This is a genomic window from Sinomonas atrocyanea (assembly GCF_030812675.1).
GTDB lineage: Bacteria > Actinomycetota > Actinomycetes > Actinomycetales > Micrococcaceae > Sinomonas > Sinomonas atrocyanea_B.
The window spans coordinates 361,411-385,711 of sequence record NZ_JAUSTE010000002.1; the positions used below are offsets into that span (position 1 = coordinate 361,411).

The window sequence follows — 24,301 nt, forward strand, 5'->3', positions numbered from 1 at the left end:
GCGCCGGGATGACATCCCGGCGCGCCAGCGCGCCTCTCAGAAGCCGGAGGACGACGAGTCCGTGAAAGGTTGGCTCGGCAACTGCACCGGGAACGTATCTGTTGCTGATTGAGCCTGATACGCGGGGGAGCCCGACGTGACGGATGTGCTCTGGGTACCGGCCTTGTAGGCTCCGAGTGTGATCGTCAGTGTCTTCTTGTCCGCTCCGAGTTGAACGCTCGAAGCACTGACACCGCTGCCCTTGAACTGGAGCGTGCCGGACGGCGTGTAGTGCGCCCCGAGGTACACGGTGCCGAAGTTGGCGGTGGTACAGCCGGTCGAGGCGAGGGTAAGGGTGTCCCCGGCGACGGCGGAGTTGGCGGCGATGTTCACGGCGAGGCCACCGCTGGTCAGCACCCACGGGCCGGTCACGCCGGTCCAGGAACTGCAGAACGAACTGGGGCTCATCGGCCCGTCGAACTTTATGACGACGGTGTCGCCGGCGTCCGCCGTCGCATTTGGCGTGGAGGAGCCTGGCTGAGGATCCAACGCCACGGAGACCACCTTCGGACCGAGGTGGGTGTTCGCGGAAGCCGAGGCAGTGTTGCCGTAGGCGTCGGTCGCGGTCGCCTTGAACGTTATGGTCCCGGAAGCGAGCCCGACCAGACTGGGCGACGCGGACCAACTGCCGGAGCCCGTTGCCGTTGCAGTCGTCGTGCGCGTCCCGTCGGTCGCTGTCACGATGACCGACGCGCCTGTCTCAGCAGTGCCCTGTAGGGATGTGGTGAAGGGCGAGCTGTAGGAGTTCCCAATCGATACGGGAGGATTGGTGAAGGCTGGGGTCGTGATGGTGGCCTTCTTTGTCCCGATGGCGGTGACAGGGGTTCCAGTGTTGCCGGCTCGGTCAGTTGCGGTGGCCGTGTAGGTCAGCTGGCCGTCGCCGAGTGAAGCCCAGTTGAGACCCGTGACCGACCAACTACCTGCGCTGTTTGCCGTCGCAGTTCCGGTTAGCGTGTGTGCTGGGCCAGCATCGGAGACGCCCAGGGAGATCGACGCGCCTGCTTCGGCTGTCCCGCTCACCGTTGCTGAGCTGATATTCGCTGACGTCACGGTGGACGGCGCGGTGATGGTCGTGCCTGTAGGCGCCGCCGTGTCCTTGGTCGAGGTGGCAGACGCTTTCGCACTCACGTTGCCCGCGAGATCCTGGGCGCTCGCGGTGAACGTCACGCTGCCGTCGGTCAAGCCGGAGAGGTTGAGGTTCGTCGCCGCCCAGGAACTGTTCGACTGGGCGATGGCCGTGGCCGGAGTCATGCTGTGCCCGGCGCCGTCGGACGCCGAAATTGTCACGGTGCTGCCCGCCTCGGCGGTCCCGGACACCGACACGTTGCCGCCCGCGCTGGCCGCGTTGATGTAGGTGGGCACCACAAGGCTCGGCGTGCCCGGCGCCTGAGTGTCGATCCTGATGGTGAGCGACTGGCTGAGCGAGGTATTCCCGGCCACGTCGGCCGCCGAGTAGGTGAGCCTGTGGGCGCCGTCGCCGGCCACCGACACGGAGGCGCTCGCGCCCGTGGCAGTGACAGGCTGGCCGGCGTCGAGCGCGTAGGTGACCGACGCGATGCCGCTGCCGCCCGCATTGTCCTGCGCGGCGAGCGTGACGACCACCGGGGTTGCGTTGTTATAGCCGGCACCGTTGGGAGTAGGCGAGAGCGAGGCCGAGACGGTCGGAGGCGTCGCGTCCGCGATCGCGGCTCCGCTCCGCGTACTCTCAGCCCCGGACCACTTCCCGAGCAGCGGGGTGACCGTGTAGTACCAGGTGCCGTCGGGGACGGCCGACTCGGTGCACGATCCGGTGGTCACGACGCCGGCGCAGCCGCCGGTGGCCGGGACGGGTGTGCCGCCGGTCGCGGCGCTGTACCGGCGCACGGTGTATCCGGACGCGGCGCGGCCACCCGCCGTCGTGCTCGATGTCCACGCGACGGCAAGGCTCGCCTGCCTGGCGCGCACCAAGGGGGTGGAGCCCAGCTGGAGGGTGTCCGCGACGACGAGGCCGTCCCGGGCGGTGGAGGCTGCCTGCCAGTAGGCGAAGGCGGCGGCGCCGCCGGTGATGACGAGCAGGAGCGCCGCGAAGGCGGCCCATCCGCGACGGAGGGTGCGCCTGAGTCGCGCGGTCGGGGTCAGGACGGACCGGCGGGTGGGACGGGTCTGGATGGCAGTCACTTGCGCACCTCGAGAGTCAGCGGGATGCGGAACGAGGCCCCTTGGCACCCCGGGTCGGAGGTCAGGTCCATCGCGACCGCGCCGGGCAGCACCACCGTCAGGCTCGCGTTGGCCGGGACGGTGGCGGTAGGGGCGAGCGGCGCCGCAGGGTTCTGGAAGGTGATGCCTGTGGTGACGCACTGCGGATGCGCGGCGTCTGCCGTGGCGGGGCCCGCGGAGGCCACGCTGTAGAGCTGCACCGCGTAGGGGTTCGGGTTGGTGACGCGGACGGCGGCATCCGCGACGCCTCCCGGGGCGATGGGCTGCTGCCCGGAGGCCGGCTGGGTGAGGGCCTCGGTGGTGAGGACCTGGAGCTGCCCCGCGGTCTGGGATCCGGATCCGCTTCCGGCCGTTCCCCAGTAGGCGGAGACCGCGGCGCCTCCCCCGAGGAGGAGCGCGGCGGCGGCTGCGGCCGCGGCAGCGGGCCTGGCGCCCTTGAGCTGCAGGAAGTTGACCATCTCAGTTCCCCCCGGATCCGGAGTACGCCAGCTGGAGGGTTGCGCCCTTGCAGCCGTCCTGGTTGGCGGCGGTATCGAGCATGGTGATCTTCGGCCACTGGCTGGTGGGCACCCCGAGCGAAGCGAGGGAGGCGGTTCCACCCGCGGGGACCGTCTGCGGATAGGGGCCGCTGTACTGGACGACGGCGAAGTCCACCACGCTGCAGGCCAGCCCCTTGGCCACCGCGTCCGAGGACCTCGTGACCCCGGCCAGAGTCACTGACAGGTTCGTCACGGCCAGCGGCTGGTTGTTCGGATTGCTGACGCTCAGGGCCACGGGCACGGTCACCCCAGGGGCGACGCCGGGCGCGACCGTGCCCGCGATGGTGAACGCCTTGGGGCTGCTGATGACGGCGAGCTGCACGTTCGCCGACGCGGACCTCGTGGCTCCGGTCGCATCCTGGCCCGAGGCGCCGATGGTGAGCGTCGCCGTGGCCGCCTTTGCGGCGGGGTCCACGGTGAGCTGGAGGGCCGACGCCGAGCCCGTGGTGCTGGCCGGCGCGAACGATGCCGTGACGCCCGGGGGCAGCCCGGAGAGGGTGAAGGCGACCGGCCCGGTGAGGCTGGTACGCGTGAGGCTGAGGTCATAGACGCCATTCGAGCCGGCCGCGAGCGAGAGCGAAGCAGGCATGCTGGTGAGCGAGAGAGACCCGGAGAGGGGGTAGTTGACGGTCAGCCCCGCCGTGGCGGACGCTGTGGTCTTCCCCGAGGTGCCCACGATCTGGAGGGACGCGGCCCCAGCGGGAGTGGACGAGGTGGTCGCGACGGTGAGGGTCGACGTCGTCGTCAAGCCGGAGCTGAGCCTGACGCTCGACGGCGCAAACCCGGCAGTCGCTGCGGCTGGCAGCGAGCCTGCCGTCAGCGCCACGGTGCCCTCGAATCCGTTCTGCGACGAGACCGTAATCGTGAACGATGCCGCGGTCCCACGGACCACCGACTGGCTGGCCGGCGAGACCTGGATGGTGAAGCCAGGCTTGACTGCCTGGCCTGCGGCGAGCAGCGCGCCGGCCGGCAGAGCCACGCCGAGCAGGCTGATCACCGCGATGCCTAATGCTCTTCCGATGCCCCGTGGCCCACCCGCCACGAGCTTCCCCAGTCCCCGCACCCTCTGTCCCCTCTGTCCGGCAATGCCGGCTGTCCGTCCACGATCGGAGCAGCGTCGGGTGGGTCTGGGCCATGCCCGTTCCCACCCGACGCTCTGCCGGCTACTGGCTCGCGACGCTGACCGTGATGGTGGCGCTCTTGCACGCGTCCTGGTTGGCGGCGTCGTCGAGGAAGGTCAGCGTGCCCGTGCCGACCTGCGCGGACTTATGCGCCGCAACGTTGGTATTGGAGGTCACCGCCGTCACCGTGAACCACGAAGGGAGGCAGTTCGCATCGCTCGTGGTGACGTTGGCCGTGAGCGCACCGACGACCGTGCTCGAGTCATTCGCATTGTCCGCGGTGTAGGTCACTGCCGTCGACTGGCCCGGCGCAAGACCAGCCGCGAACGAAGAGTGCAGGCTCACGGTGCCGCCGCCCGCCGACGCCGCGGCGTTGCCGGAACCCGTGCCGGTGGTGGTCCAGTACGCGATGGCTGCAGTGCCGCCGACGCCGACGAGGCCCGCGGTGACCGCGGCGATGGCGGCCTTGCGCTTGAGAGACAGCTTGCTCATGGGAATGCTCCTTCGTGATGGGAAAACAGCGCGATACGAGCGGCGAATGCCGAATGCCCCCACTGTTCAGACACTTCGCGGACCCGGATCTATTGATCCCCTGGAGCCCGATGGGAAGACCTTTTCAGGCCGTCTAGGAGCGTGAAAATACGTAGTTGTACCTGTTCTTTTGACCCACAGAACTTCTGAGTACTTGGATTCCTACGCAGCAGTAGACGCCCAGAAGCCGGGCGTGCAGCCGCTGCGAGTCGTGGGCCAGCAGGGCCGTGACATCACCGACCGCGTAGGTAGTCCGACAGGAACGCCCGGCGTCCACCGTGGGACGCCGGGCGTGACCGGGAGTAGAAGCGGCCTAGGAGACTTTCGTGACGTCGCTGACCAGGTTGTCCGACGCGGAGTCCATGTGGGCGAGGATGGTCTCGCGGGCCGTCGCGGCGTCCCCGGACTCGACCGCATCCACGATGGCCCGGTGCCGGTCCACGCTCATGTTGCTCGTGGCCCGCTCGAGCCCGGCGAACATGATGGACATCCGGATGGATCCCTCGAGGGACTGCCACTGGTGCAGGAGGGTCTCGTTCCCGGAGAGCCGGCACAGGAGGCGGTGGAAGTCCAGGTCCGCCTCGATCCTGTCCTCGAGGGACTGCCCCGCCGCCTCGTCCATGCGCTCGAGCGCCTCCCGGAGCTCGCCCACGGCCTTTGCCCGCCGCGGCTGCTCGATGAGGGTGCGGGCTGCGAGGGACTCGAGGGCCCCGCGCACCGCGAAGATGTCCCGGATCTCCTTCGCGTCGAGGTGCCGCACGCTGAGCCGCCCGCGGGGGCCGGCCGAGGCCAGGCCCTCCTGCTCGAGCTGCCTCAGGGCCTCGCGGAGCGTCCCGCGGCTGATGCCGAGCATCTCCGACAGCTCGGTCTCCACGAGGTGCTGTCCCTGCGCGAGCTCCCCGGAGGTGATGGCGCGGCGCAGCGCGGCGAGCGCCTGTTCGCGCAGGCTCCGCTTCTCGAGCCCCAGCAGGGATGCTGCAACGGCCATGGGTTCCTCCCCTTGTGTCGACTGTCACCCGACAGTCGTTGACACTCATGATAGGGCGAGCGCGGACCCAGAGGCCCGCGCCCGCCCGTGATTTCGGCGTCCGGCTCAGCCGAGGCTCAGCCGAGTTCGGACAGGACCTTCGCGACGATCCGGTCCACGCTGAGGCCGTACTTGGTGTGCAGCGTGGGCAGGGCGCCGGCGTCGAGGAACTCGTCCGGGAGCCCGACCGGGACCACGCGCCGGGCCTGGCCGGCGCGGACGAGCGCCGAGGCGACGGTCTCGAACAGGCCGCCCACCACGGTGTGGTTCTCGAGCGTGACCGCGAGCCGGTCCCCCGCCAGCTCGGCGAGGACGGTGGCCTCGTCGAAGGGCTTGAGCGTCGGGGTGTGCACGACGGCGACGTCCACCTTGTGCTTCTCGAGCTCGGCGGCCGCCTGGAGCGCCCGCATGGTCATGAGCCCGGAGGAGACGAAGACGACGTCGTTGCCTCCGCGCAGGACCTTGGCCCTGCCGAGCTCGAACTCGTAGTCGTACTCGTCCAGGACGGTGGGCACCTTCCCGCGCAGGAGGCGCAGGTAGGTGGGACCGTCCGCGGCCGCGAGCTGCGGGACGGCGGCCGCGATGTCCACCGAGTCGCAGGGGTCCACGATCGTCAGGTTGGGCATGCCGCGGAAGATCGCCACGTCCTCGGTGGCCTGGTGCGAGGGCCCGTACCCGGTGGTCAGGCCCGGCAGCCCGCCGACGATGTTGACGTTCAGGTTCGGCTCGGCGATGTCGAGGCAGATGAAGTCGTACGCGCGCCGGGCCGCGAAGACCGAGTACGTCGAGGCGAAGGGCACGAGCCCGGCCTCGGCCATACCCGCCGCCGCCCCGAAGAGCAGCTGCTCCGCCATGCCCATCTGGAAGAAGCGCTCCGGGTGGGCCTCGGCGAAGATGTGCATGTCCGTGTACTTGCCCAGGTCCGCCGTGAGCCCCACGATCCGCGGATCGGCCTCGGCCGCCGCGGCGAGCGCGTGCCCGAACGGAGCCGGCGCCGTCTTCTGGCCCGGGTCGGCGAACGAGGCGATCATCGCCGAGGTCTTCAGCTTCGGGGCTGCGCCCGCTGCCACTGCTGCCGTGCTCATGCCGTCTCCTCCTGGCCCTCGCCCCGCCCGGCTGCCGCCTGCGTGGCAGCGTCCTGCCGGGCCGCCCAGCCAGCCTCGAGCTGCTCGTTGCAGATCGCCCACTCGTGCTCCTCGATGCGCATGAAGTGCGCCTTCTCCCGCTGCTCGAGCAGCGGCACGCCCCGCCCCACCTTCGTGTCGCAGAGCACGACGGCGGGTGCCCCCTCGCCGTCGTCCGTCACCGCGGAGCCCGATCCGGCGGAATCGAACGCCTCCAGGAGCGCGCCGACGTCGTTGCCGTCCACGCGGAACACGCGCCAGCCGCACGCCGCCCACTTGTCGGCGACCGGTTCGGTGCGGAGCACGCCGGCGGTCGCGCCGTCGGCCTGGAGCGCGTTGATGTCCACGACGGCGGTGAGTCGGCCGAGGCGGTGGTGCGCGGCGCCCATCGCGGCCTCCCAGGTGGAGCCCTCGTCGAGCTCGCCGTCGGAGAGGAAGTTGACCACCCGGGCGGCGTTGCCGCGGTAGCGCAGTCCGAGGGCGAGGCCCACGGCGACCGTGAGCCCGTGCCCGAGCGAGCCGCCGGAGATCTCCATGCCCGGGGTGTAGGTGGACATGCCGGACATCGGCAGGCGGGAGCCGTCCGAGCCGTACGTCTCGAGCTCCTCGACCGGGATGGTCCCGGCCTCGGCGAGGGCCGCGTAGAGCCCGATCGCGTAGTGGCCGGTGGAGAGGAGGAACCGGTCGCGGTCCTCCCACTCGGGATCCTCGGGGCGGAAGCGGAGCTGGTCCGTGTAGACGGTGGCCAGGATGTCCGCGGCGCCGAGGGCCTGGCCCACGTAGCTCTGGCCCTGGACCTCGCCCATGAAGAGGGCGTGGCGGCGGATCCGGTGCGCGGCGGCCTCCACGGCGGCGCGGCGCTCGGCCAGCCCGGCGGGGGTGGGCGTTTCCAGTGTCGATGAGGTCATCGGAGTCGTCTTCCTCGGTTCCTTCAGTGGGTGTTCGCCGGCGCGGGGGTCTGGGCCGAGGCCAGCTCGGCGGCCTCGCGCTCGCGGCGGCCCCAGGTCTCGCGGGTCACGAGGGCTGCCCAGAGGCCGATCGCGCCGTAGGCGCTGAAGAGCAGGGCGGGGCCGATCCAGCCGAGGCTGACGAACAGCAGGGTGGTGATGAACGGCGTGAAGCCGGAGACCATGGCCGAGATCTGGTACGCGAGCGAGGCTCCGGAAGAGCGGGTCTTGGCCTGGAACAGCTCGGGGAACCAGGCGCCCTGGGCGCCGGCGAGGGAGTTCTGGCACACGGCGTAGGCGATCACGATGGTGGCCACGATGAACAGGAACATACCGGTGTTGACCAGCAGGAACATCGGCACACCGAACACCACGGCGAACGCGCAGGAGACGATGTACACCGGCCGGCGGCCCACCCTGTCGGTCAGGGCGCCCCACTTCCAGGTGGCGATGATGCCGATGGCGGAGGCGATGCACAGCGCGATGAGCGTCTGGTTCTTGTCCGCGAGCTTGGTCGAGTTGATGTAGGAGATCATGTAGGTGATCGACACGGCGTAGCCGGCCGTCTCCGCGATGCGCAGGCCGATGCCCCGCACGATGTTGCGCCAGTCCTCGCGGATCACCTGGCTGATGGGGGACTTGGCGATCTCGCCGCGGTCCCTGACGTCCTCGAAGACAGGCGACTCCGGGACCTTGGAGCGGATGATGAGGCCCACGATCACGAGGGCGAGGCTCGCCAGGAATGGGATGCGCCATGCCCACTCATCGCCGAGGTGGACGCTGAAGAGGAACACGAGGTTGGCCAGCAGCAGGCCCACGGGGAACCCGGCCTGGACGATGCCCGTCACCGCGCCCTTGCGCCGCCACGGGGCGTGCTCGTAGCTCATGAGGATCGCCCCGCCCCACTCGGCCCCGAACGCGAGGCCCTGGATGATGCGGACGGCGACGAGCAGCACGGGGGCGAGGATGCCCACCGCGGCGTAGGTGGGCAGCAGGCCGATCGCGAAGGTCGCGAGCCCCATGATGATGAGCGAGGTGACCAGGACCGGCTTGCGGCCGAGGCGGTCGCCGAGGTGGCCGCCGATGATGCCGCCGAGCGGGCGGGCCGCGAACCCGACGCCGAGGGTGGCGAACGAGGCCAGGGTGCCCGTGACCGGATCGGCGCCGGGGAAGAAGGCGTGGTTGAAGTAGAGGGCTGCCGCGGTGCCGAAGCCGATGAAGTCGTAGGTCTCGATGACGGCCCCGACGGCAGAGCCGACGGCGACGCGCCTGGCGTCCTTGGTGCCGTGGACCGGGCCGCGCATGGCCAGAGCCTCGTTGCTCATTGCGTTCCTTCCGAAAGTGGGGGTCTCTCGCTGCCGCCGTCTATGTTGACAGTCGACATGATATGCCAGTGTGCTGCGCGTCACCCTTAACTGTCAACAGTCGACTTTCAAGGTTGACTGTCGACACTTCCGCCGCCTACCGTGGTTGACGTCACACCACCGCTCCACCTTGGAGGCACCCCGATGTTCCACGACCGACTCGGCTGCTCGTCGATCAGCTTCCGGCACCTGCCCCTTCCCGAGGCCCTGGCCACCATCTCCGGCCTCGGCTTCGAGGAGATCGACCTCGGCGCCCTCCCCGGCGTGTGCGACCACGTCCCCTTCGAGCTCACCGAGGCGGACATCGCGGCCGTGGCGACCCGCGTCGAGGGCTCGGGCCTGCGCGTCCGTTCCGTCAACGGGGACATCGGCGACCTCAACTCCACGCCCGACGGCGCCGGGCTGGCCTCGCGGGCGGCGCACCTCGACCGGCTGCTCGCCCTGACATCCACCGTCGGGGCGAAGGCCCTGGTGCTCCCCTGCGGCGCGCTGAGCCCCGAGCCGGTGCGGAGCCTCGGCGAGGACCTCGACCTCGTAGCCCACCAGCTCGCGGTGGCCGCCGAGCGCGCGGCGGCGTTCGGCGTCGAGCTGTGGACCGAATCCCTCCACTACTACCGCCTGTGCGGGACCCTCGACCGTGCCCTCGCCCTCGCCGACCGGCTCGTGGGCTCCCGGGTGCGGCACGTCGTCGACCTCTCCCACGTCGTCGCCTCGGGGAGCCGGCCGGAGGAGGCGATCGGGGCGCTGGGGGCCCGCGCGGGCGCCCAGGGCATCGCCCACGTCCACCTCCGCGACGCCGTGCCGGGGAACATCAACCTCAGCATCGGCAACGGCTCGGTCGACTTCGCCGGCGCCCTCACCGCCCTGCGCGGCGTGGGCTTCGACGGGCACTTCTCGCTCGAGCTCGAGGCGCACGACCTCACCCACGACGAGCGCCCCGCGGCGGCCGCCAAGGCCGCGAGCTTCATCACCGACCTCATCTGACCTCTCCCCTGCCAGACCTCACCGAAGAGACAAGAAGGAACCACCATGAGCAGCATCCAGCGCACCGCCATCCTCACCGGCGCCACCTCCGAGAAGGGCATCGGCCTCGCCACCGCCCGCCGCTACGCCCGCGAGGGCTGGGGCGTGGTCATCCTGGACCTCGACGGCGAGAAGTCCGCGAAGACCGCCCAGGACATCGCCAACGAGTTCAACGTCCCCGCCTTCGGGCACGAGGTCGACGTGGCGGACGAAGCCTCGGTCGCCGCCGCCGCCGGCGCCGTGGCCGCGGAGGTCGCCGCGGGCCGCCTGCCCGTGGTCGGCGCACTCGCCAACATCGCCGGCATCACCTCTCCCGTGCCGTTCCTCGAGACCGACCTCGCCCTGTGGAACAAGGTCATGGCGGTCAACGCCACCGGCACCTACCTCGTCACCAAGGCGTTCCTGCCGGCCATGATCGAGGCCGGCTGGGGCCGGATCGTGAACATGTCCTCCGTCTCCGCCCAGCGCGGCGGCGGCGTGTTCGGCCGTGTCCCCTACTCCGCCGCCAAGGCCGCCATCCTCGGCTTCACCAAGGCCCTCGCCCGCGAGATCGCCCCCACCGGGATCACCGTCAACGCCATCACCCCCGGCGCCGTGGACACCAACATCCGCGTGGGCAGCACCGACGAGCAGGAGGCCGCGATCGCCCGCGACATCCCGCTCGGCCGCACCGCCTCGACCGAGGAGATCGCCTCGGTGATCACCTGGCTCTCCTCCGACGGCGCCTCCTACCTCACCGGCACCACGGTGGACATCAACGGCGGCAGCCACATCCACTGACGTTCCGCTCAGCCACCGGTCCCAGGAGACTTCCATGACGCGCATCGCCAACGATCCCGCGGACTTCGCCGACGAGGCCCTCGCCGGCTTCTGCGACGTGCACGCGGGCCTCGTCCGCCAGGTGCCCGGCGGAGCGGTCCGCCGGCGCCGCCCGGCCCAGCCCAAGGTCGCCGTCCTCGTGGGCGGCGGCTCGGGGCACTACCCCGCCTTCGCCGGACTGATCGGCGCTGGCTTCGCCGACGGTGCCGTAGTGGGCAACATCTTCACCTCGCCCTCCACACAGCAGGCCTGCACCGTGGCCCGCGCGGCCGAGTCCGGCGCCGGCGTCGTCTTCACCTACGGCAACTACGCCGGGGACGTGATGAACTTCGGCCTCGCCTCCGAGCGCCTCGCCGCCGAGGGGATCCGGGCCGAGAACGTGCTCGTGACGGACGACGTCGCCTCCGCGCCCGCCGCCGAGGCCGGGCGCCGCCGCGGGATCGCCGGCGACTTCGTGGTCTTCAAGGCCATGGGCGCCGCCGCCGAGGCCGGATGCGACCTCGACGAGGTGGTGCGGATCGGCCGCAGGGCCAACGAGCGCACCCGCACCCTCGGCACCGCCTTCTCGGGGTGCACCTTCCCGGGCGCCGACGCTCCCCTGTTCAGCCTCCCCGAGGGACACATGGGCCTCGGGCTCGGGATCCACGGCGAGCCCGGGCTGCGGGACGTCCCGCTGCCCCCGGCCGCCGAGCTCGGCCGCGCGCTCGTGGAGGGCGTCCTCGCCCAGGCGCCCGCGGATGCCGAGGAGGTTGGGGCCGGCGGCGCCGGGGCGCGCATCGCCGTGATCCTCAACGGGCTCGGCTCGACCAAGCACGAGGAACTCTTCGTGCTGTGGGGCACTGTCGCGCCGCTCCTGCGCGAGGCGGGCTACGAGATCGTGGCGCCCGAGGTCGGCGAGCTCGTCACGAGCCTGGACATGGCCGGCGTCTCGCTGACCGTGACGTGGCTCGACGACGAGCTCGAGGAGCTCTGGCTCACCCCCGCCGAGACCCCGGCCTTCCGCCGCGGGTCCGTCGCCGCCGCCTCCGCCGTGGAGTCCGCGGACGACGCCGGCGGGCCGGCCGCCGCTGCCGAGGCACCGCCGTCGTCCGAGGCCTCGCGCGGGTACGCCGGAGCGGTCGTCGCAGCCCTCGAGTCCGCCTCCGGCCGGCTCGCCGAGCTCGAGGCCCAGCTGGGCGCGATGGACGCGGTCGCGGGCGACGGCGACCACGGGCGCGGCATGGTCCGCGGCGTCGGCGCCGCAGTGGCCGCGGCCAAGGAGGCCCTGGCCGGCGGCCGCGGTGCCGGATCAGTCCTCGCCGCGGGCGGAGACGCGTGGGCCGACCGCGCCGGCGGGACCTCCGGGGTCCTGTGGGGCGCGGGCCTGCGCGCGTGGGGCGAGGCCCTCGGGGACCTCGAGGCGCCGGACGCCGCGGGAGTCGCCGCCGGGATCTCGGCCTTCGCCGCGCGCATCGCCGCGCTCGGGGGCGCCCGGCCCGGCGACAAGACGCTCGTCGACGCCCTGGTGCCGTTCGACGAGGAGCTGCGCGGCGCCGTCGTGCGCGGGGACAGCCTCGCCGCCGCGTGGGAGCGCGCGTGCCGGGCGGCCGAGTCCGCCGCCACCGCGACCGCTGCCCTGACCCCGCGCAAGGGCCGCGCGCGTCCCCTCGCCGAGAAGAGCGTGGGCACCCCGGATCCCGGCGCGACGTCCCTGGCCGCGGTGTTCGCCGCGCTCGGGCCGGCCATCGTTTCAGCAACCCCTCAGGAGGTGACCGCATGAGCGGCCAGACCACGGAACCCGCCGCAGGCGGCCTGCGAATCGTCATCGGCTCGGACGAGGCCGGGGTGGACTACAAGGAAGCCCTGCTCAAGGACCTCGAGGCCGACGGCCGGGTGGCCGAGGTGATCGACATCGGCGTGCACCGGGCGGCCGAGGACTTCACCCGCCCCTACCCCTACGTGGGGCTCAAGGCCGGGCAGCTGATCAGCGAGGGCGCGGCGGACCGGGCGCTGCTGTTCTGCGGGACCGGCCTCGGCGTGGCCATCGCCGCGAACAAGGTCCTCGGGATCCGGGCCGCCACGGCGCACGATTCCTTCTCGGTGGAGCGTTCGGTCCTGTCCAACAACTGCCAGGTCCTCACGATGGGCCAGCGCGTGGTGGGGCTCGAGCTCGCCCGGCGCCTCGCACGGGAGTGGATCGGCTACACCTTCGACCCGGACTCCGCCTCCGCCGCCAAGGTCCAGGTGCTCAGCGACTACGAGGGCTGCTGACCGCCCGAGGCGAGTGGCGCCGTCGTGCGCCCCACCCCCTGTCCACTCCCCCAGCCCTCCCCCGCGTCCCCGCCACCACCCCGTCTTAAGGTCATGTTCTGGGGGCCACATCATGTGACTCCCAGAACATGACCCCCAGAAGGTGACTTACAGGAGGTGACCCCCAGGAGGTGACCCCCAGGAGGGGGGGGCGGGCTAGGGGGACGGGACCTTGCTCACGAAGTCCGTCGTGTAGGTCTTGGACAGGTCGATGGAGCCGCCCTTGCCCTTGACGTTGCTCGAGTAGCTGTCGAGGATCCGGAGCACGTTCTTGGCGCCGTCGGGATCCATGACGCCGTCCTTGGTGAACATCGCCTTGGTGTCAGCGATGGACTTCTCGTACAGGTCCGCCCCGGCGTTCGCGTACTCCTTGGGCATCTTCGCGGCGATCTCCGCGGCGCTGTGGCCGTTGATGTAGCGCAGGGCCCCGACGAACGCGTTCGCGACCTTCTGCACCGTCTTCGGGTTCTTCTGCACGAAGTCGCAGGACATGTACACGGAGGCCGCCGGGTAGAGGCCGCCGAGCGCAGCCTTGGTGCCCTCCTCAGTGCGCATGTCCACCATGACCTTGCCCTTGCCGGTCGTGACGAGCTGGGCGATGGTCGGGTCCGTGGTCATGCCGGCATCGATGCCGCCGTTGTCCATGGCCGCGATGAACGTCTGGCCGGCGCCGACCTTGGCCGGGGTGTAGGACTTGACGCCTGCCTGGCCCGCGAGCGCCTGGGTCAGGAAGTCGGTCGAGGACCCGAGCGAGGTGATGCCGAGGTTCTTGCCCTCGAAGTCCTTGGGGGTCTTGATCGAGGCCGCCTTGGAGGAGGCCACGACCTCGGCCTCGCCGGGGATGTTGGCCAGCTGCACCACGGAGGTGATGCACTGGTTCTTCGCCGCGAGGTCGACCGTGTGGTCGTAGAACCCGACCACGGCCTGGGCGTTGCCCGTGAGCAGCGAGTTCTCGGCGGTGGCGCCGGACTGCTCGCCCAGGAGGTTGACCTTCACACCCTCCTTCTCGAAGTAGCCCAGGCCCTCGGTGAGCTTGGCCGGGAGGTAGATGACCTTCTCGAGGCCGCCCACGATGATGTTGACCTCGGGTGTCTCCTGCGCGTCCGCGGCGGCGGCACGCGAGTCGCGGCACCCGCTGAGGCCGGCAGCGAGCCCGAGCGCGAGCAGCGCCGCCCCCGCCTGGGCGATCCGGCGCGTGGTGGTGGTCTTCATGTCTCAGATTCCTTCCGTGTGGGCCTGGGCCTGCGAGGGCCGCCAGGTGAGGAGCTTGTTCTCGAGCGCGGTGATGAGGGACTCGGCGAGCAGGGCCACGACGGTGACGATGATCATGCCGGCGTAGATGCCTGCCGAGTCGAAGGTGCCCTGGGCGTTGGCGATGAGCATGCCCATGCCGTGCTTGGCACCGGCGTACTCGCCGACGATCGCGCCGATGAGCGCGAACCCGAACGCCGTGTGGAGCGAGGAGAGGATCCAGGTGGTGGCGCTGGGGAGCACGATCGAGGTGAGGATCTTGCGCTTGCTGGCGCCGAGGATGCGGGCGTTGTCGACCACGTTGCCATCCACCTCGCGGGCGCCGGTGAAGGCGTTGAAGAAGACCGCGAAGAAGACGAGGACCACGACCGTGGCGACCTTGGAGCTGATGCCGAACCCGAACCAGATGATGAACAGGGCCGCGAGGACGATGCGCGGGACGGCGTTGGCGGCCTTGATGAAGGGCGAGAACACCCGGGCCATGTAGCGGCTGCGGCCGAGGAGCACGCCGAGGACGATGCCGGCCACGGTGCCGATCGCGAAGCCGACCGTCGCCTCCAGCACCGTGTAGCCGACGTTCTCCCAGACGGAACCGAACTGGGTCCCGGCAGTGAACCACTGGACGAGCCGGCCCCAGATGAGGGAGGGCTTGGAGTAGAAGAACTCGTCGATGACGAACGTCGCGGTGAGCTCCCAGGACCCGAGCCAGATGGCCACGATGAGGGCGCGCAGGCCCCAGACGCGCAGCGCGTCGGCGCGCTGCGCCCTCCGGGCGGTGGTGAGGAGGGCTGCCTCCTTCTCGGCGCTCAGCAGCCCGTCGGCGCGGGCCCCGGACTGGGCGGTGGGCAGGGTGGTCATGGTGCTCACTTCTCTCCTCGGGCAGGGACCGGGTTGCCGGCGGCGGCGCGGGCGAGCTCGACCTCTTCGCGCAGGCTCTCCCACACGCGGCGGTACAGGTCGAGGAAGTCCTCGGTGAGGCGGACCTCCTCGACGTTGCGGGGGCGGGGCAGGTCGACCCGGAAGTCGGCCTTGATGGTGGCCGGGCTGGCGGTCATGACGACGACGCGGTCCGCGAGCGCGATGGCCTCCTCGAGGTCGTGGGTGACGAACACGACCGCGGCGTCGCTCTCGCCCCACAGCCGCAGGAGCTCCTGCTGCATGAGCTGGCGGGTCTGGACGTCGAGGGCGCTGAAGGGCTCGTCCATGAGCATGATCTCGGGCTCGTTGACGAGGGTCTGGGCCAGGGCCACGCGCTTGCGCATGCCGCCAGAGAGCTGGTGCGGGTAGTACGACTCGAACTTGCCCAGCCCCACGCGCTCGACCCACTCGCGGGCCTGTGCCCGGGCCGCGGACTTCGGGGCGCCGCGGTACTCCGGGCCGGAGGCGACGTTGTCCAGCACGGTCTTCCACGGCAGGGTCGCGTCCGCCTGGAACATGTACCCGATGCCGTTCGGGATGCCCGTGACGCGCTGGCCGCGCACGAACGTCTCGCCCTCCGAGGCGGGTGCGAGGCCCGAGATGAGCGAGAGGGTGGTGGACTTCCCGCACCCGGTCGGGCCGACGACGGCGACGAACTCGCCGGGTGCGATGGAGAGGGTCACGTCCCGGATGGCGGTGTGGATGCCGCCTCCGTTCTTGGGGAACCTCTTGGTGGCGGCCCTCAATTCGATGAGGGGCGCCGCGGGGGCAGTCATGGGGACTCCTTCGTCTCTGCGCTGCGGTACCGGGCGGCACTGTGCCGCCGGTCACGTGGTGTGCCACAGACGCTACGAAGCCGTGCGAGGTGGCGTCTCGCTTTGCCGCATAGGGTTCGAAGAACTCGTTCTTCCCCTTCTGCGCATTGTGCTCACCGTCCGGTGGCACGCGCCGGGCTGAGTCCCTACTGTGTCCGTTGTGCACGCAACGGACACGGTGGTCCCCGTTCCCGGCGACCGCCGGGCCCCCGGGCGCCGCGGGCTCGCCTTCTCGACCCGCATGATGGCGCTCCAACTGGGCGTCGTCGTGCTCGTCGTGGTGCTCACCGCGGGCATCTACGGGTGGCTGTCCTACCAGCGGCTCGTCGCCGAGATCGGCTCGAAGGCGCTCGCCGTGGCACAGAGCGTCGCGGTCGAGGACGCCGTGCAGGACTCGCTCGCCGCTGCAGCGGCGGCCGGGACCACGCCGTCGAACGCCGCGCTGCGCGCGGGGGCGGTGCAGGGGCTCGCCGAGGCCCTCCGGGACCGCACCGACTCCCTGTTCGTGGTCATCACCGACCGGCGCGGGAAGCGCTGGTCCCACCCCGACCCGGCCAGGCTCGGCGAGACCGTCTCCACGAGCCCGGAGGAGGCCCTCGCCGGCCGCGAAGTGACGATGCTCGAGACGGGCACGCTCGGCCCGTCGGTCCGGGCAAAGGTCCCCGTGTGGGCCCCGGACGGCCGCACGGTGGTGGGCGAGGTCAGCGTCGGATTCTCCACCGATGACGTCACCGAGGCCCTCGCCGGCGCGATCCCGCCGATCCTCGCCGTGGCCGCGCTCGCCGTCGTCACCGGCGGGACCGGCACCGCGCTGCTGAGCCGGCGGCTGAGCTCCGACACCCTCGGCCTCGAGCCCGCGGAGGTCGGCGAGCTCGTCCAGGACCAGGCCGTGGTGCTCTACGGGGTCAGCGAAGGCGTCATCGGGGTCGGTGAGGACGGCCGGGTCACCATCTGCAACGACCGGGCCCGGCGGCTGCTCGGCCTCACCGACCCCTCCGGGCGCACCCTCGCGGACCTCGGGCTCCCGCCGCGCGTCCTCGCGCTGCTGGACGCCGCGGACGACGCCGGGCGGCCGGGTGTGCAGGTCGTGGTCGGCGGGTCGGTGCTCATCGTCACCGCCAAGCGGGTCACGCGCGGCCGGCGGAAGCTCGGCTGGGTCGTGGTGGTCCGCGACCGCACCGACGTCGAGGCGCTGAGCCGGCAGCTCGATGCCGTGGGGGCGCTCTCGACGGCGCTGCGCGCCCAGCGGCACGAGTTCGCCAACCGGCTGCACGCGATCTCCGGCTTCCTGCGGATCGGGCGGCATGCCGAGGCCACCGAGTACCTCGACGAGGCGCTCGGGGCCGGGCCGCTCAAGTACCCGGTGGACTTCGCCGGCACGCTCGAGGACCCGTTCCTGCAGGCGTTCCTCGGGGCGAAGGCCATGCGCTCGGCAGAGATGGGCGTGCCGCTGCGGCTCGGCGGCTCGACCCTCATCGAGGGCACGGTCTCCGACCCGCAGGATGTCACGACCGTCCTCGGAAACCTCGTGGACAACGCGGTCACCGCCGCGGTCCGGGGCACGGGCGGGGAGCGGTGGGCCGAGGTCGAGCTGCTCAGCGACGGGCCCACCCTGTACGTGACCGTCGCCGACTCCGGAGACGGGCTGGCCGGCGCGGACGCCGAGAAGCTGTTCGCCGAGGGGTACTCGTCGGGCTCCGTGGCGGCCCCGCGGGCCGGCAGGGGCGAGGGCTTCGGCCTCTCCCTGTCCCGGCAGATCGCCCGGAGCCTGGGCGGCGACCTGTGGGTCCTCTCCCCCGGCGCCGAGGGCGGGCCTGGCGCGGTCTTCTGCGCGCGGCTGCCCGGGGTCCTCGACGCGGGCGCTGGCGCCTCGGCGGGCGGCCTTGCCGAGGAGGACGTATGAGCGAGGACCTCCGCGTCCTGATCGTCGACGACGACTTCCGCGTGGCCAGGCTCCACGCCGAATACGTCGGCGCCGCGCCGGGCTTCGCGGCCCTCGACCCCGTGGGCACCGGTGCCGCCGCCATCGACGCCGCCCGCGCGTTCAGCCCGGACCTCGTGCTCGTGGACGTGTACCTGCCCGACGCGGACGGGATCGACATCCTCCCCGACCTCGACGTGGACGCGTTCGTGCTCAGCGCCGCCTCGGACGCGGCCTCGATCGCCCGCGCCTTCCGGCGCGGCGCGCTCGGCTACTCATCAAGCCGTTCACCCAGAAGCAGCTCGCCGAACGCCTACGCGGCTACTCGCGCTACCGGCGCGTGCTCGAGTCCACTCCCGACCTCACCCAGGACACCGTGGACCGGGCCCGGCGGCACCTCCTGCCAGCCACGGTCCAGCTCACCAAGTCGCGGTCCGTGACCGAGGCCGCGGTGCTGGACGCGCTCGCCGCCGCTGCGGCGGCCCTGACGGCGGTGGACGTCGCGGCGAGGGTCGGCATCTCGCGCGCGACCGCGCAGCGGCACCTCTCGGTGCTCGTGGATGAGGGCGTGGTGGAGATAGGGCTCCGCTACGGCAGCACCGGCCGCCCGGAGCACCGGTACAGCGCGCGCCGGGAGTGACGGGCCCTAGTCCTCCTGGCCGTGGAAGGGCGGATCATCGCTCGCGTCGCTGTTCAGGTCGGCGTCGGGGACATCGAAGCCCGCCATGGCCTTGTCGATGTCCGAGTTGTCGCGCGGGACGTTGTCCTTCTGGGCCCGGATGCCGTGCGCCTGCTCGCGGATGAGCTGCTCCTCCTCGCTGAAGCGGATGTCATTCGCCTGGTCGCCGGAGTCGCGGGGCTCGAGGTCCGGGTTGCCGGTCTTGTAGTCGTTCTCGTTGAGGTTGGCGGTCCGGTCGATGTCTGGGTTCTCTGTCATGCCGCACCTGTACCCCGCCGCGGAGGAGGCCAATCGGGCCTGCGTCAGCCGCGCGCACGCGGGTAGGACTGACCTTGTCCCTGCCCCGCGGCCAAGGAGAACACGATGAATCTGTTGGACGACGCCGTCAGCCGGCTCGAGCGCCTGGAATTCCTCGACCGGGTGGCCGAGCCCGTGCGGAAGGCGGCCCACGCGCTGGTCCGTCCCCGCGCGGTCCGCAACGCGCTCAGCGGCATCCCGACCGGCCACCCGCTGCACGCGGTCCTCACCGACGTGCCGATCGGGGCCTGGAGCATGGCCGCCCTGCTCGACGTGAAGGGTGTGCTCGGCGGGGACGGCGGCCGCAGCTCCGATGCCGCGGCCGACCTCCTCGTCGCCGCCGGGCTCGCCGCGGCCGTGCCCACCGCCGCCGCCGGCCTGAACGACTGGTCGGACACCTACGGGCCCACCGAGCGGGTAGGCCTGGTCCACGCCGCGGCGAACACCGCCGCACTCGGGCTCTACGCCGCCTCCCTCGCCGCCCGCCGCGCAGGACGCCGCCCCGCCGGCCGCGCCCTCGCCCTCGCAGGCCTCGGCGTGCTGACGGTGGGCGGGTACCTCGGCGGCCACCTGACCTACTCGAAGGGCGTCAAGGTCAGCCATACCGCCTACCACGAGGGTCCGCTCGACTGGGAGGACGTCCTCGGCGAGGACGAGCTCGAGGGAGGGGCGCCGAAAGTGGTCCAGCTCGGCGAGATCCCCCTGCTCGTGATGCGCGACGGCGGGCGGATCGTCGCGCTCGACAACGTCTGCACCCACGCTGGCGGCCCCCTGAACGAGGGGACATTCGAGGGCGGCTGCGTCACGTGCCCGTGGCACGGGAGCCAGTTCCGCCTCGCCGACGGCGCCCCGGTCCTCGGTCCGGCGAGCGCGCCCCAGCCGAGCTACGAGACCCGCGTCCGGGACGGCCGCATCCAGGTCCGCGCCAAGAGGTAGTTCCTCGCGGCGCTCAGCCGGTCTTGCGGGTGCGCCGCTTCGGCGGCGCCTTCTCCTCCTGAGGTGCCCCCTCGGCGTCGTCCGCCTTCTTGGCGCGGCTGCGGGTGCCGGCGGAGGACTTGGCGCCCGAGGACTCCTTCGCGCCGCCGGCGGCCTTGCGGCGGCTCTCGACGCTGCGCCGCAGGGCCTCCATGAGGTCCAGGACCTCGGCGCCCTCGCCCTCCTCGGCCGGGGCGCCGAACGTCTCCTCGGTGTCCACGGCGTCCCCCTTGGCGAGCTTGGCCTCCACCAGCTGGGTCAGCTGGGTCTGGTACTCGTCGGTGAACTGCTCGGGCTCGAAGTCGGAGGAGAGGCTCTCCACGAGGGAGGAGGACATCTTCAGCTCCTTGTCCGAGATCTTCACCTCGGTGTCCTCGAGGACGGGGAACGCCGCCTCCCGCACCTCGTCCGGCCACAGGAGCGCCTGCAGGACCATGACGTCCCCGCGCACCCGCAGTGCCCCCAGCCGGGACTTCTGCCGCAGCGCGAACTTCACCACGGCGGTCAGCTCGGTCTGCTCGAGCGTGCGCCGCAGCAGCTGGTACGGCTTCACGCCGACCTTCTCCGGCTCGAGGTAGTAGCTCTTCTCGAAGTACATCGGGTCGATCTGCTCGTCCGGGACGAACTCGACCACCTCGATCTCCCGGCTGCGCTCCACGGGCAGGGACTTCAGGTCCTCGTCGGTGAGGACCACCGTGCGGCCGCCCTCCTCGTAGGCCTTGTCGATGTCCGCGTACTCGACGACCTCCCCGCACACCTCGCAGCGGCGCTGGTAGCGGATGCGGCCGCGGTCCTTATCGTGGACCTGGTGCAGCCTGAGGTCGTGGTCCTCGGTGGCGCTGTACACCTTCACGGGCACGCTGACCAGGCCGAAGCTGATGGCACCCTTCCAGATAGACCGCATGAGCCCAGTGAACCGCACATTCCACACGATGGATAGGTCCTCGGTCCCCGCGCCGCGCCCGGAACGGGCCCTTGTCCCCTTGGCGGCCGGGCCCGCAGCGCAGCACCGTGGGAGGAGCCGGCGCCTGCCGCCGCCCGCCCAAGGAGGAGCCGTGAACGTCCTCATCGCCTATGCGAGCAAGCACGGGGCCACGAAGGGGATCGCCGAGCGCATCGGCTCGACGCTCACCGCCGAGGGGTTCCCCGTCACCGTCAGACCGGTCGAGGAGGTCGACGACGTGACGCACTTCGACGCCGTCGTCCTCGGCAGCGCCGCCTACGCCCTCCACTGGATGCATGCCGCGACCGCCTTCGCGAAGCGGCACCACCGGGACCTGGCCGACCGGCCCGTCTGGCTCTTCGCGAGCGGCCCCCTCGGCGAGGAGAAGGAGGACGCGGAGGGCCGCGACGTCCGGGAGAAGAGCGAGCCGCGCGAGTTCGAGAAGTTCGCCGACGAGCTTAATGTCAGGGGCGACCACGTGTTCTTCGGGAAGTGGGACCCCGGGTCCGAGCCTGTGGGCCTCATGGAGAAGATCATGGAGCACCTGCCCGGGCATCCCCGCGAGGCGCTGCCGGCCGGCGACTTCCGCGACTGGGACGAGGTCGAGGCCTGGGCGCACGGCATCGCCGAAGAGCTGCGGGCGGGGTAGGTCTGGGCCGGCGCCGGAGGCTGGGGCCGGCGCCGCTCGGGGGATCGCGCCGCCATGCGCCGATGGCCGACGCCGGTTCGACGGGCGGCCGGACGGGTAGATCCACGGGGACATCTTCCCCCGGACCGGGGCGCATGGGAGGTTAGCCGCATGGCAGCGCAGCGCGAGACCGTCGAGATCGAGGGCCGCAGGCTCAGCCTGTCCAACCTGGACAAAATCATGTACCCCGAGTCCGGGACCACCAAGGGTGACGTCATCGAGTACTACCGGACGGTCGGCCCCGTCATGATCCCGGCGGTCCGGGACCGGCCCGCCACCCGGAAGCGGTGGGTCCACGGCGTGGGCACCGCGGACGAGCCGGGCGAGGTGTTCTTCCAGAAGAATCTGGACGACCGGTCCACGCCCGAGTGGGTCCGCCGGGTCACGCTCCACCACCGCCGCTCGACCAACACCTACCCCCTCGTCAACGACCTCCCCACCCTCATCTGGCTCGCCCAGATCGCGGCGCTCGAGATCCACGTGCCGCAGTGGCGCGCCGTCGAAGAGGACACCATGATCAACCCGGACCGGCTCGTGATCGACCTCGACCCCGGCCCCGGCGCGGGGCTGCCCGAGTGCGTCGAGGTCGCGCACCTGGTCAAGCCGATCTTCGACGACCTGGGGCTCGTCTCGGTGCCCGTCACGTCCGGGTCCAAGGGCATCCACCTCTACGCGAAGCTCGACGGCAGCCAGGAGTGGGAAGCCGTCTCCGCCGTGGCCCGCGAGCTCGCGAAGTCCCTCGAGGCAGACCACCCGGACCTCGTGGTCGCGGACCAGAAGAAGACCCTCCGCGGGGGCCGGGTGCTCGTGGACTGGAGCCAGAACAGCGGGCAGAAGACCACGATCGCCCCCTACTCGCTGCGCGGCCGCGTCCAGCCCATGGTCGCCGCCCCGCGGACCTGGGAGGAGATCGGCTCCCCCGATCTGGCACACGTGCGCTACGACGAGATGGCCGGGCGCCTCGAGACGTACGGGGACCTGTTCGCGCCGCTGCACCCGCCGGCCCTGGCCGGGAAGCACGACGCCGGCCGCTCGTCCCGCCCGCGTTCCCGCGCCTCGGCCGCGGCGCGCTCGGGTTCCCCCTCCTCCGGCGAGGCGGACGACGGCGGCCGCCGACCGCCGTCGTCCGCCGACCGGCTCACCGAGTACCGGGCCAAGCGGGATGCCGCGAAGACCCCCGAGCCCGTCCCGCTCGAGGCGCCCACGCCCGGCGCCGGGGACGCCTTCGTGATCCACGAGCACCACGCGCGGCGGCTGCACTGGGACCTGCGGCTCGAGCACGAGGGGGTGCTGGCCTCGTTCGCGATCCCCAAGGGCATCCCGACCAGCACCGGGAAGAACCACCTCGCCGTGCACACCGAGGACCACCCGCTTGAGTACCTCACGTTCTCCGGCAGCATCCCCCAGGGCGAGTACGGCGCCGGGGAGATGTACGTCTGGGACACCGGCACGTACGAGGTCGAGAAGTGGCGCGAGGACGAGATCATCGTGATCCTGCACGGGCGCGAGGGCGGTGGCCTCGAGGCGGTGGCCGAGGCGCTGGGGCAGGCGGCCGACGGGAATCCGGCGGGCGAAGGCGGCTCAGCGCCCGAGGGCATCCGGCTCGCGCTCATCCGCACCGAGAAGGGGTCCGCCGGGAAGGAGAACTGGCTCGCGCACCTCATGAAGGACCAGGCCAAGGGGCACTGGCGGCGCGGCACCCACGCCGAGGCCGAGGCGCAGAACGCCGAGGCCGAGGCGCAGAACGCCGAGATCGGGGCGCACGACGCCGAAGTCGGGGCGCCGGTGACGTCCGGCCCGCCTCCGTCCCCGATGCTCGCCCAGTCGGGCACGGCCGGGCTCGTGCGGGAGGGCGACTGGGCGTTCGAGATGAAGTGGGACGGGATCCGCGCGATCGTGGACACCCGCGCGGGCGCCACCCGGCTGATCAGCCGCAACGGGATCGACCAGACCCTCACGTACCCCGAGCTCGCCGACCTCGCGGAGCTCGGGCCCGCCGTGCTCGACGGCGAGATCATCGCCCAGGCCCCGGGCGGCCGCCCGGACTTCGGGCTCCTGCAGCAGCGCATGAACCTCAGCCGCCCGGCCGACGTCGAGCGCGCCCGGCGCGCGGTGCCCGTGCGGATCGTGCTGTTCGACCTGCTCGAGTACGAGGGGCGCGACCTCACCGGCCTGCCGTTCCGCGAGCGCCGGGCGGCCCTCGAGCTCCTCGCCGAGGGCGGGCTGCCGGCGAGCGCCCAGCTCTCCCCGGTCTTCGAGGGCAGCATCGACGACGTCCTCGAGGCCTCCGCGGAGCACGGGCTCGAGGGCGTCATCGCCAAGCGCCCCTCGGCCCGCTACGAGGCCGGCCGGCGCTCCGGGGCCTGGGTGAAGATCAAGCACGAGAGGACCCAGGAGGTCGTGGTGGCGGGCTGGCGGGAGGGCAAGGGCGGCCGCGCGGGGACCGTCGGCTCGCTCCTGCTCGGCATCCCGGATGACGACGGCGTGCTGCGGTACGCGGGCCGGGTCGGCTCGGGCTTCACGGACCGCATGCTCGCCGAGGTCTCGTCCCGGCTGCGCCCCCTCGAGCGCAAGACCCCGCCGCTGGAGGACGTGCCCCGGGAGGACACCCGCGACGCGCACTGGGTCACGCCCAAGCTTGTGGCCGAGGTCCGGTACGGGGAGCGCACGAGCGGCGGCCGGCTGCGGCACCCGGTGTGGCGGGGCTGGCGGCCGGACAAGGCCGCGACGGACGTGGTGCTCGAGGGGTGAGCGCCCCCTGAGGAGCTCCTCAAGGGCAGCGGGAAGAAAGATTG

The 24,301-nt window shown here is 71.7% G+C and carries 23 protein-coding genes; 10 read left to right on the top strand and 13 right to left on the bottom strand.

What is annotated here, in order from left to right:
• Positions 1–36: 36 nt before the first annotated feature.
• The 8 genes from J2W20_RS05455 to J2W20_RS05490 form a co-directional block, all read right to left on the bottom strand.
• Positions 37–2,196, bottom strand: a complete 2,160-nt coding sequence (locus J2W20_RS05455) for an Ig-like domain-containing protein (RefSeq protein ID WP_307005290.1) — start codon at positions 2,194–2,196, stop codon at positions 37–39.
• Positions 2,193–2,693, bottom strand: a complete 501-nt coding sequence (locus J2W20_RS05460) for a hypothetical protein (RefSeq protein ID WP_307005292.1) — start codon at positions 2,691–2,693, stop codon at positions 2,193–2,195. The genes J2W20_RS05455 and J2W20_RS05460 overlap by 4 nt, the downstream gene beginning before the upstream one ends.
• Position 2,694: 1 nt before the next feature.
• A complete protein-coding gene (locus J2W20_RS05465) occupies positions 2,695–3,753 on the bottom strand; it encodes a hypothetical protein (protein WP_307005294.1) in 1,059 nt (352 codons plus the stop codon).
• Between the two features lie 184 nt (positions 3,754–3,937).
• Entirely contained in the window at positions 3,938–4,387 is a 450-nt protein-coding gene (locus J2W20_RS05470; RefSeq protein WP_307005296.1) for a hypothetical protein, read from the bottom strand.
• Positions 4,388–4,739: 352 nt separating this feature from the next.
• Entirely contained in the window at positions 4,740–5,414 is a 675-nt protein-coding gene (locus J2W20_RS05475; RefSeq protein ID WP_307005298.1) for a GntR family transcriptional regulator, read from the bottom strand.
• Positions 5,415–5,530: 116 nt separating this feature from the next.
• Positions 5,531–6,538, bottom strand: coding sequence for a transketolase family protein (locus J2W20_RS05480; RefSeq protein WP_307005301.1), 1,008 nt, complete (start codon positions 6,536–6,538; stop codon positions 5,531–5,533).
• Positions 6,535–7,485: a transketolase gene (locus J2W20_RS05485; RefSeq protein WP_307005303.1), complete on the bottom strand. Its 951-nt coding sequence runs from the start codon at positions 7,483–7,485 to the stop codon at positions 6,535–6,537. The genes J2W20_RS05480 and J2W20_RS05485 overlap by 4 nt, the downstream gene beginning before the upstream one ends.
• Positions 7,486–7,508: 23 nt before the next feature.
• Entirely contained in the window at positions 7,509–8,849 is a 1,341-nt protein-coding gene (locus tag J2W20_RS05490; RefSeq protein ID WP_307005304.1) for an MFS transporter, read from the bottom strand.
• A 183-nt stretch (positions 8,850–9,032) separates the two neighbouring features.
• Between J2W20_RS05490 and J2W20_RS05495 the strand changes: the two genes are divergently transcribed.
• Genes J2W20_RS05495 through J2W20_RS05510 form a run of 4 tightly spaced genes read left to right on the top strand, consistent with a single transcriptional unit; the run spans position 9,033 to position 12,980 of the window.
• The gene (locus tag J2W20_RS05495) at positions 9,033–9,872 is read left to right on the top strand and encodes a sugar phosphate isomerase/epimerase family protein (RefSeq protein ID WP_307005306.1); all 840 of its coding nucleotides are present in this window, start codon (positions 9,033–9,035) and stop codon (positions 9,870–9,872) included.
• A 45-nt stretch (positions 9,873–9,917) separates the two neighbouring features.
• On the top strand, positions 9,918–10,691 hold the full coding sequence (locus tag J2W20_RS05500) for an SDR family NAD(P)-dependent oxidoreductase (RefSeq protein ID WP_307005308.1): 774 nt from the start codon (positions 9,918–9,920) through the stop codon (positions 10,689–10,691).
• A 34-nt stretch (positions 10,692–10,725) separates the two neighbouring features.
• On the top strand, positions 10,726–12,489 hold the full coding sequence (locus J2W20_RS05505) for a dihydroxyacetone kinase family protein (protein WP_307005311.1): 1,764 nt from the start codon (positions 10,726–10,728) through the stop codon (positions 12,487–12,489).
• Positions 12,486–12,980, top strand: coding sequence for a ribose-5-phosphate isomerase (locus J2W20_RS05510; RefSeq protein ID WP_307005313.1), 495 nt, complete (start codon positions 12,486–12,488; stop codon positions 12,978–12,980). The genes J2W20_RS05505 and J2W20_RS05510 overlap by 4 nt, the downstream gene beginning before the upstream one ends.
• A gap of 195 nt (positions 12,981–13,175) precedes the next feature.
• Here the strand turns inward: J2W20_RS05510 and J2W20_RS05515 are convergent, their stop codons facing one another.
• From J2W20_RS05515 to J2W20_RS05525, 3 genes are read right to left on the bottom strand one after another with little or no spacing between them, the layout of a single operon-like run.
• Positions 13,176–14,231 (bottom strand): ABC transporter substrate-binding protein, encoded by a 1,056-nt coding sequence (locus J2W20_RS05515; RefSeq protein WP_307005315.1) that lies wholly within the window; start codon positions 14,229–14,231, stop codon positions 13,176–13,178.
• 3 nt (positions 14,232–14,234) lie between these two features.
• The gene (locus J2W20_RS05520; RefSeq protein ID WP_307005456.1) at positions 14,235–15,128 is read right to left on the bottom strand and encodes an ABC transporter permease; all 894 of its coding nucleotides are present in this window, start codon (positions 15,126–15,128) and stop codon (positions 14,235–14,237) included.
• Between the two features lie 5 nt (positions 15,129–15,133).
• Positions 15,134–15,964, bottom strand: coding sequence for an ABC transporter ATP-binding protein (locus J2W20_RS05525; protein ID WP_307005317.1), 831 nt, complete (start codon positions 15,962–15,964; stop codon positions 15,134–15,136).
• A 199-nt stretch (positions 15,965–16,163) separates the two neighbouring features.
• Here J2W20_RS05525 and J2W20_RS05530 point away from each other — a divergent pair, with 199 nt between their 5' ends.
• From J2W20_RS05530 to J2W20_RS05540, 3 genes are read left to right on the top strand one after another with little or no spacing between them, the layout of a single operon-like run.
• Positions 16,164–17,906 carry a sensor histidine kinase gene (locus tag J2W20_RS05530; protein ID WP_307005319.1) on the top strand — a complete coding sequence of 581 codons (1,743 nt, stop codon included), beginning with the start codon at positions 16,164–16,166 and terminating at the stop codon, positions 17,904–17,906.
• The gene (locus J2W20_RS05535; protein ID WP_307005321.1) at positions 17,903–18,364 is read left to right on the top strand and encodes a response regulator; all 462 of its coding nucleotides are present in this window, start codon (positions 17,903–17,905) and stop codon (positions 18,362–18,364) included. Before J2W20_RS05530 ends, J2W20_RS05535 begins: the two co-directional genes overlap by 4 nt.
• Entirely contained in the window at positions 18,361–18,564 is a 204-nt protein-coding gene (locus J2W20_RS05540; protein WP_307005323.1) for a helix-turn-helix domain-containing protein, read from the top strand. Before J2W20_RS05535 ends, J2W20_RS05540 begins: the two co-directional genes overlap by 4 nt.
• 6 nt (positions 18,565–18,570) lie before the next feature.
• Here J2W20_RS05540 and J2W20_RS05545 read toward each other — a convergent pair whose 3' ends face one another.
• Positions 18,571–18,861, bottom strand: a complete 291-nt coding sequence (locus tag J2W20_RS05545) for a hypothetical protein (RefSeq protein ID WP_307005325.1) — start codon at positions 18,859–18,861, stop codon at positions 18,571–18,573.
• A gap of 105 nt (positions 18,862–18,966) precedes the next feature.
• Between J2W20_RS05545 and J2W20_RS05550 the strand changes: the two genes are divergently transcribed.
• Positions 18,967–19,836: a Rieske 2Fe-2S domain-containing protein gene (locus tag J2W20_RS05550; protein WP_307005327.1), complete on the top strand. Its 870-nt coding sequence runs from the start codon at positions 18,967–18,969 to the stop codon at positions 19,834–19,836.
• A 13-nt stretch (positions 19,837–19,849) separates the two neighbouring features.
• Here J2W20_RS05550 and ku read toward each other — a convergent pair whose 3' ends face one another.
• Positions 19,850–20,779 carry a non-homologous end joining protein Ku gene (ku, locus tag J2W20_RS05555; protein WP_307005329.1) on the bottom strand — a complete coding sequence of 310 codons (930 nt, stop codon included), beginning with the start codon at positions 20,777–20,779 and terminating at the stop codon, positions 19,850–19,852.
• Positions 20,780–20,930: 151 nt separating this feature from the next.
• On the opposite strand from ku, the gene J2W20_RS05560 reads away from it, so the two are divergent.
• Together J2W20_RS05560 and J2W20_RS05565 are read left to right on the top strand one after the other, a co-directional pair.
• Positions 20,931–21,467, top strand: coding sequence for a flavodoxin domain-containing protein (locus J2W20_RS05560; protein ID WP_307005331.1), 537 nt, complete (start codon positions 20,931–20,933; stop codon positions 21,465–21,467).
• Positions 21,468–21,617: 150 nt separating this feature from the next.
• Positions 21,618–24,257: an ATP-dependent DNA ligase gene (locus J2W20_RS05565; RefSeq protein ID WP_307005333.1), complete on the top strand. Its 2,640-nt coding sequence runs from the start codon at positions 21,618–21,620 to the stop codon at positions 24,255–24,257.
• The last annotated feature ends 44 nt before the right edge of the window (positions 24,258–24,301 follow it).

Bases quoted from the DNA above. Each gene is read 5' to 3' on its own strand.
- J2W20_RS05460 (WP_307005292.1), bottom strand. From the start codon at position 2,693: ATGGTCAACTTCCTGCAGCTCAAGGGCGCCAGGCCCGCTGCCGCGGCC.
- J2W20_RS05470 (WP_307005296.1), bottom strand. From the start codon at position 4,387: ATGAGCAAGCTGTCTCTCAAGCGCAAGGCCGCCATCGCCGCGGTCACC.
- J2W20_RS05475 (WP_307005298.1), bottom strand. From the start codon at position 5,414: ATGGCCGTTGCAGCATCCCTGCTGGGGCTCGAGAAGCGGAGCCTGCGC.
- J2W20_RS05480 (WP_307005301.1), bottom strand. From the start codon at position 6,538: ATGAGCACGGCAGCAGTGGCAGCGGGCGCAGCCCCGAAGCTGAAGACC.
- J2W20_RS05485 (WP_307005303.1), bottom strand. From the start codon at position 7,485: ATGACCTCATCGACACTGGAAACGCCCACCCCCGCCGGGCTGGCCGAG.
- J2W20_RS05490 (WP_307005304.1), bottom strand. From the start codon at position 8,849: ATGAGCAACGAGGCTCTGGCCATGCGCGGCCCGGTCCACGGCACCAAG.
- J2W20_RS05495 (WP_307005306.1), top strand. From the start codon at position 9,033: ATGTTCCACGACCGACTCGGCTGCTCGTCGATCAGCTTCCGGCACCTG.
- J2W20_RS05500 (WP_307005308.1), top strand. From the start codon at position 9,918: ATGAGCAGCATCCAGCGCACCGCCATCCTCACCGGCGCCACCTCCGAG.
- J2W20_RS05505 (WP_307005311.1), top strand. From the start codon at position 10,726: ATGACGCGCATCGCCAACGATCCCGCGGACTTCGCCGACGAGGCCCTC.
- J2W20_RS05510 (WP_307005313.1), top strand. From the start codon at position 12,486: ATGAGCGGCCAGACCACGGAACCCGCCGCAGGCGGCCTGCGAATCGTC.
- J2W20_RS05515 (WP_307005315.1), bottom strand. From the start codon at position 14,231: ATGAAGACCACCACCACGCGCCGGATCGCCCAGGCGGGGGCGGCGCTG.
- J2W20_RS05520 (WP_307005456.1), bottom strand. From the start codon at position 15,128: ATGACCACCCTGCCCACCGCCCAGTCCGGGGCCCGCGCCGACGGGCTG.
- J2W20_RS05525 (WP_307005317.1), bottom strand. From the start codon at position 15,964: ATGACTGCCCCCGCGGCGCCCCTCATCGAATTGAGGGCCGCCACCAAG.
- J2W20_RS05535 (WP_307005321.1), top strand. From the start codon at position 17,903: ATGAGCGAGGACCTCCGCGTCCTGATCGTCGACGACGACTTCCGCGTG.
- J2W20_RS05545 (WP_307005325.1), bottom strand. From the start codon at position 18,861: ATGACAGAGAACCCAGACATCGACCGGACCGCCAACCTCAACGAGAAC.
- J2W20_RS05550 (WP_307005327.1), top strand. From the start codon at position 18,967: ATGAATCTGTTGGACGACGCCGTCAGCCGGCTCGAGCGCCTGGAATTC.
- ku (WP_307005329.1), bottom strand. From the start codon at position 20,779: ATGCGGTCTATCTGGAAGGGTGCCATCAGCTTCGGCCTGGTCAGCGTG.
- J2W20_RS05565 (WP_307005333.1), top strand. From the start codon at position 21,618: ATGGCAGCGCAGCGCGAGACCGTCGAGATCGAGGGCCGCAGGCTCAGC.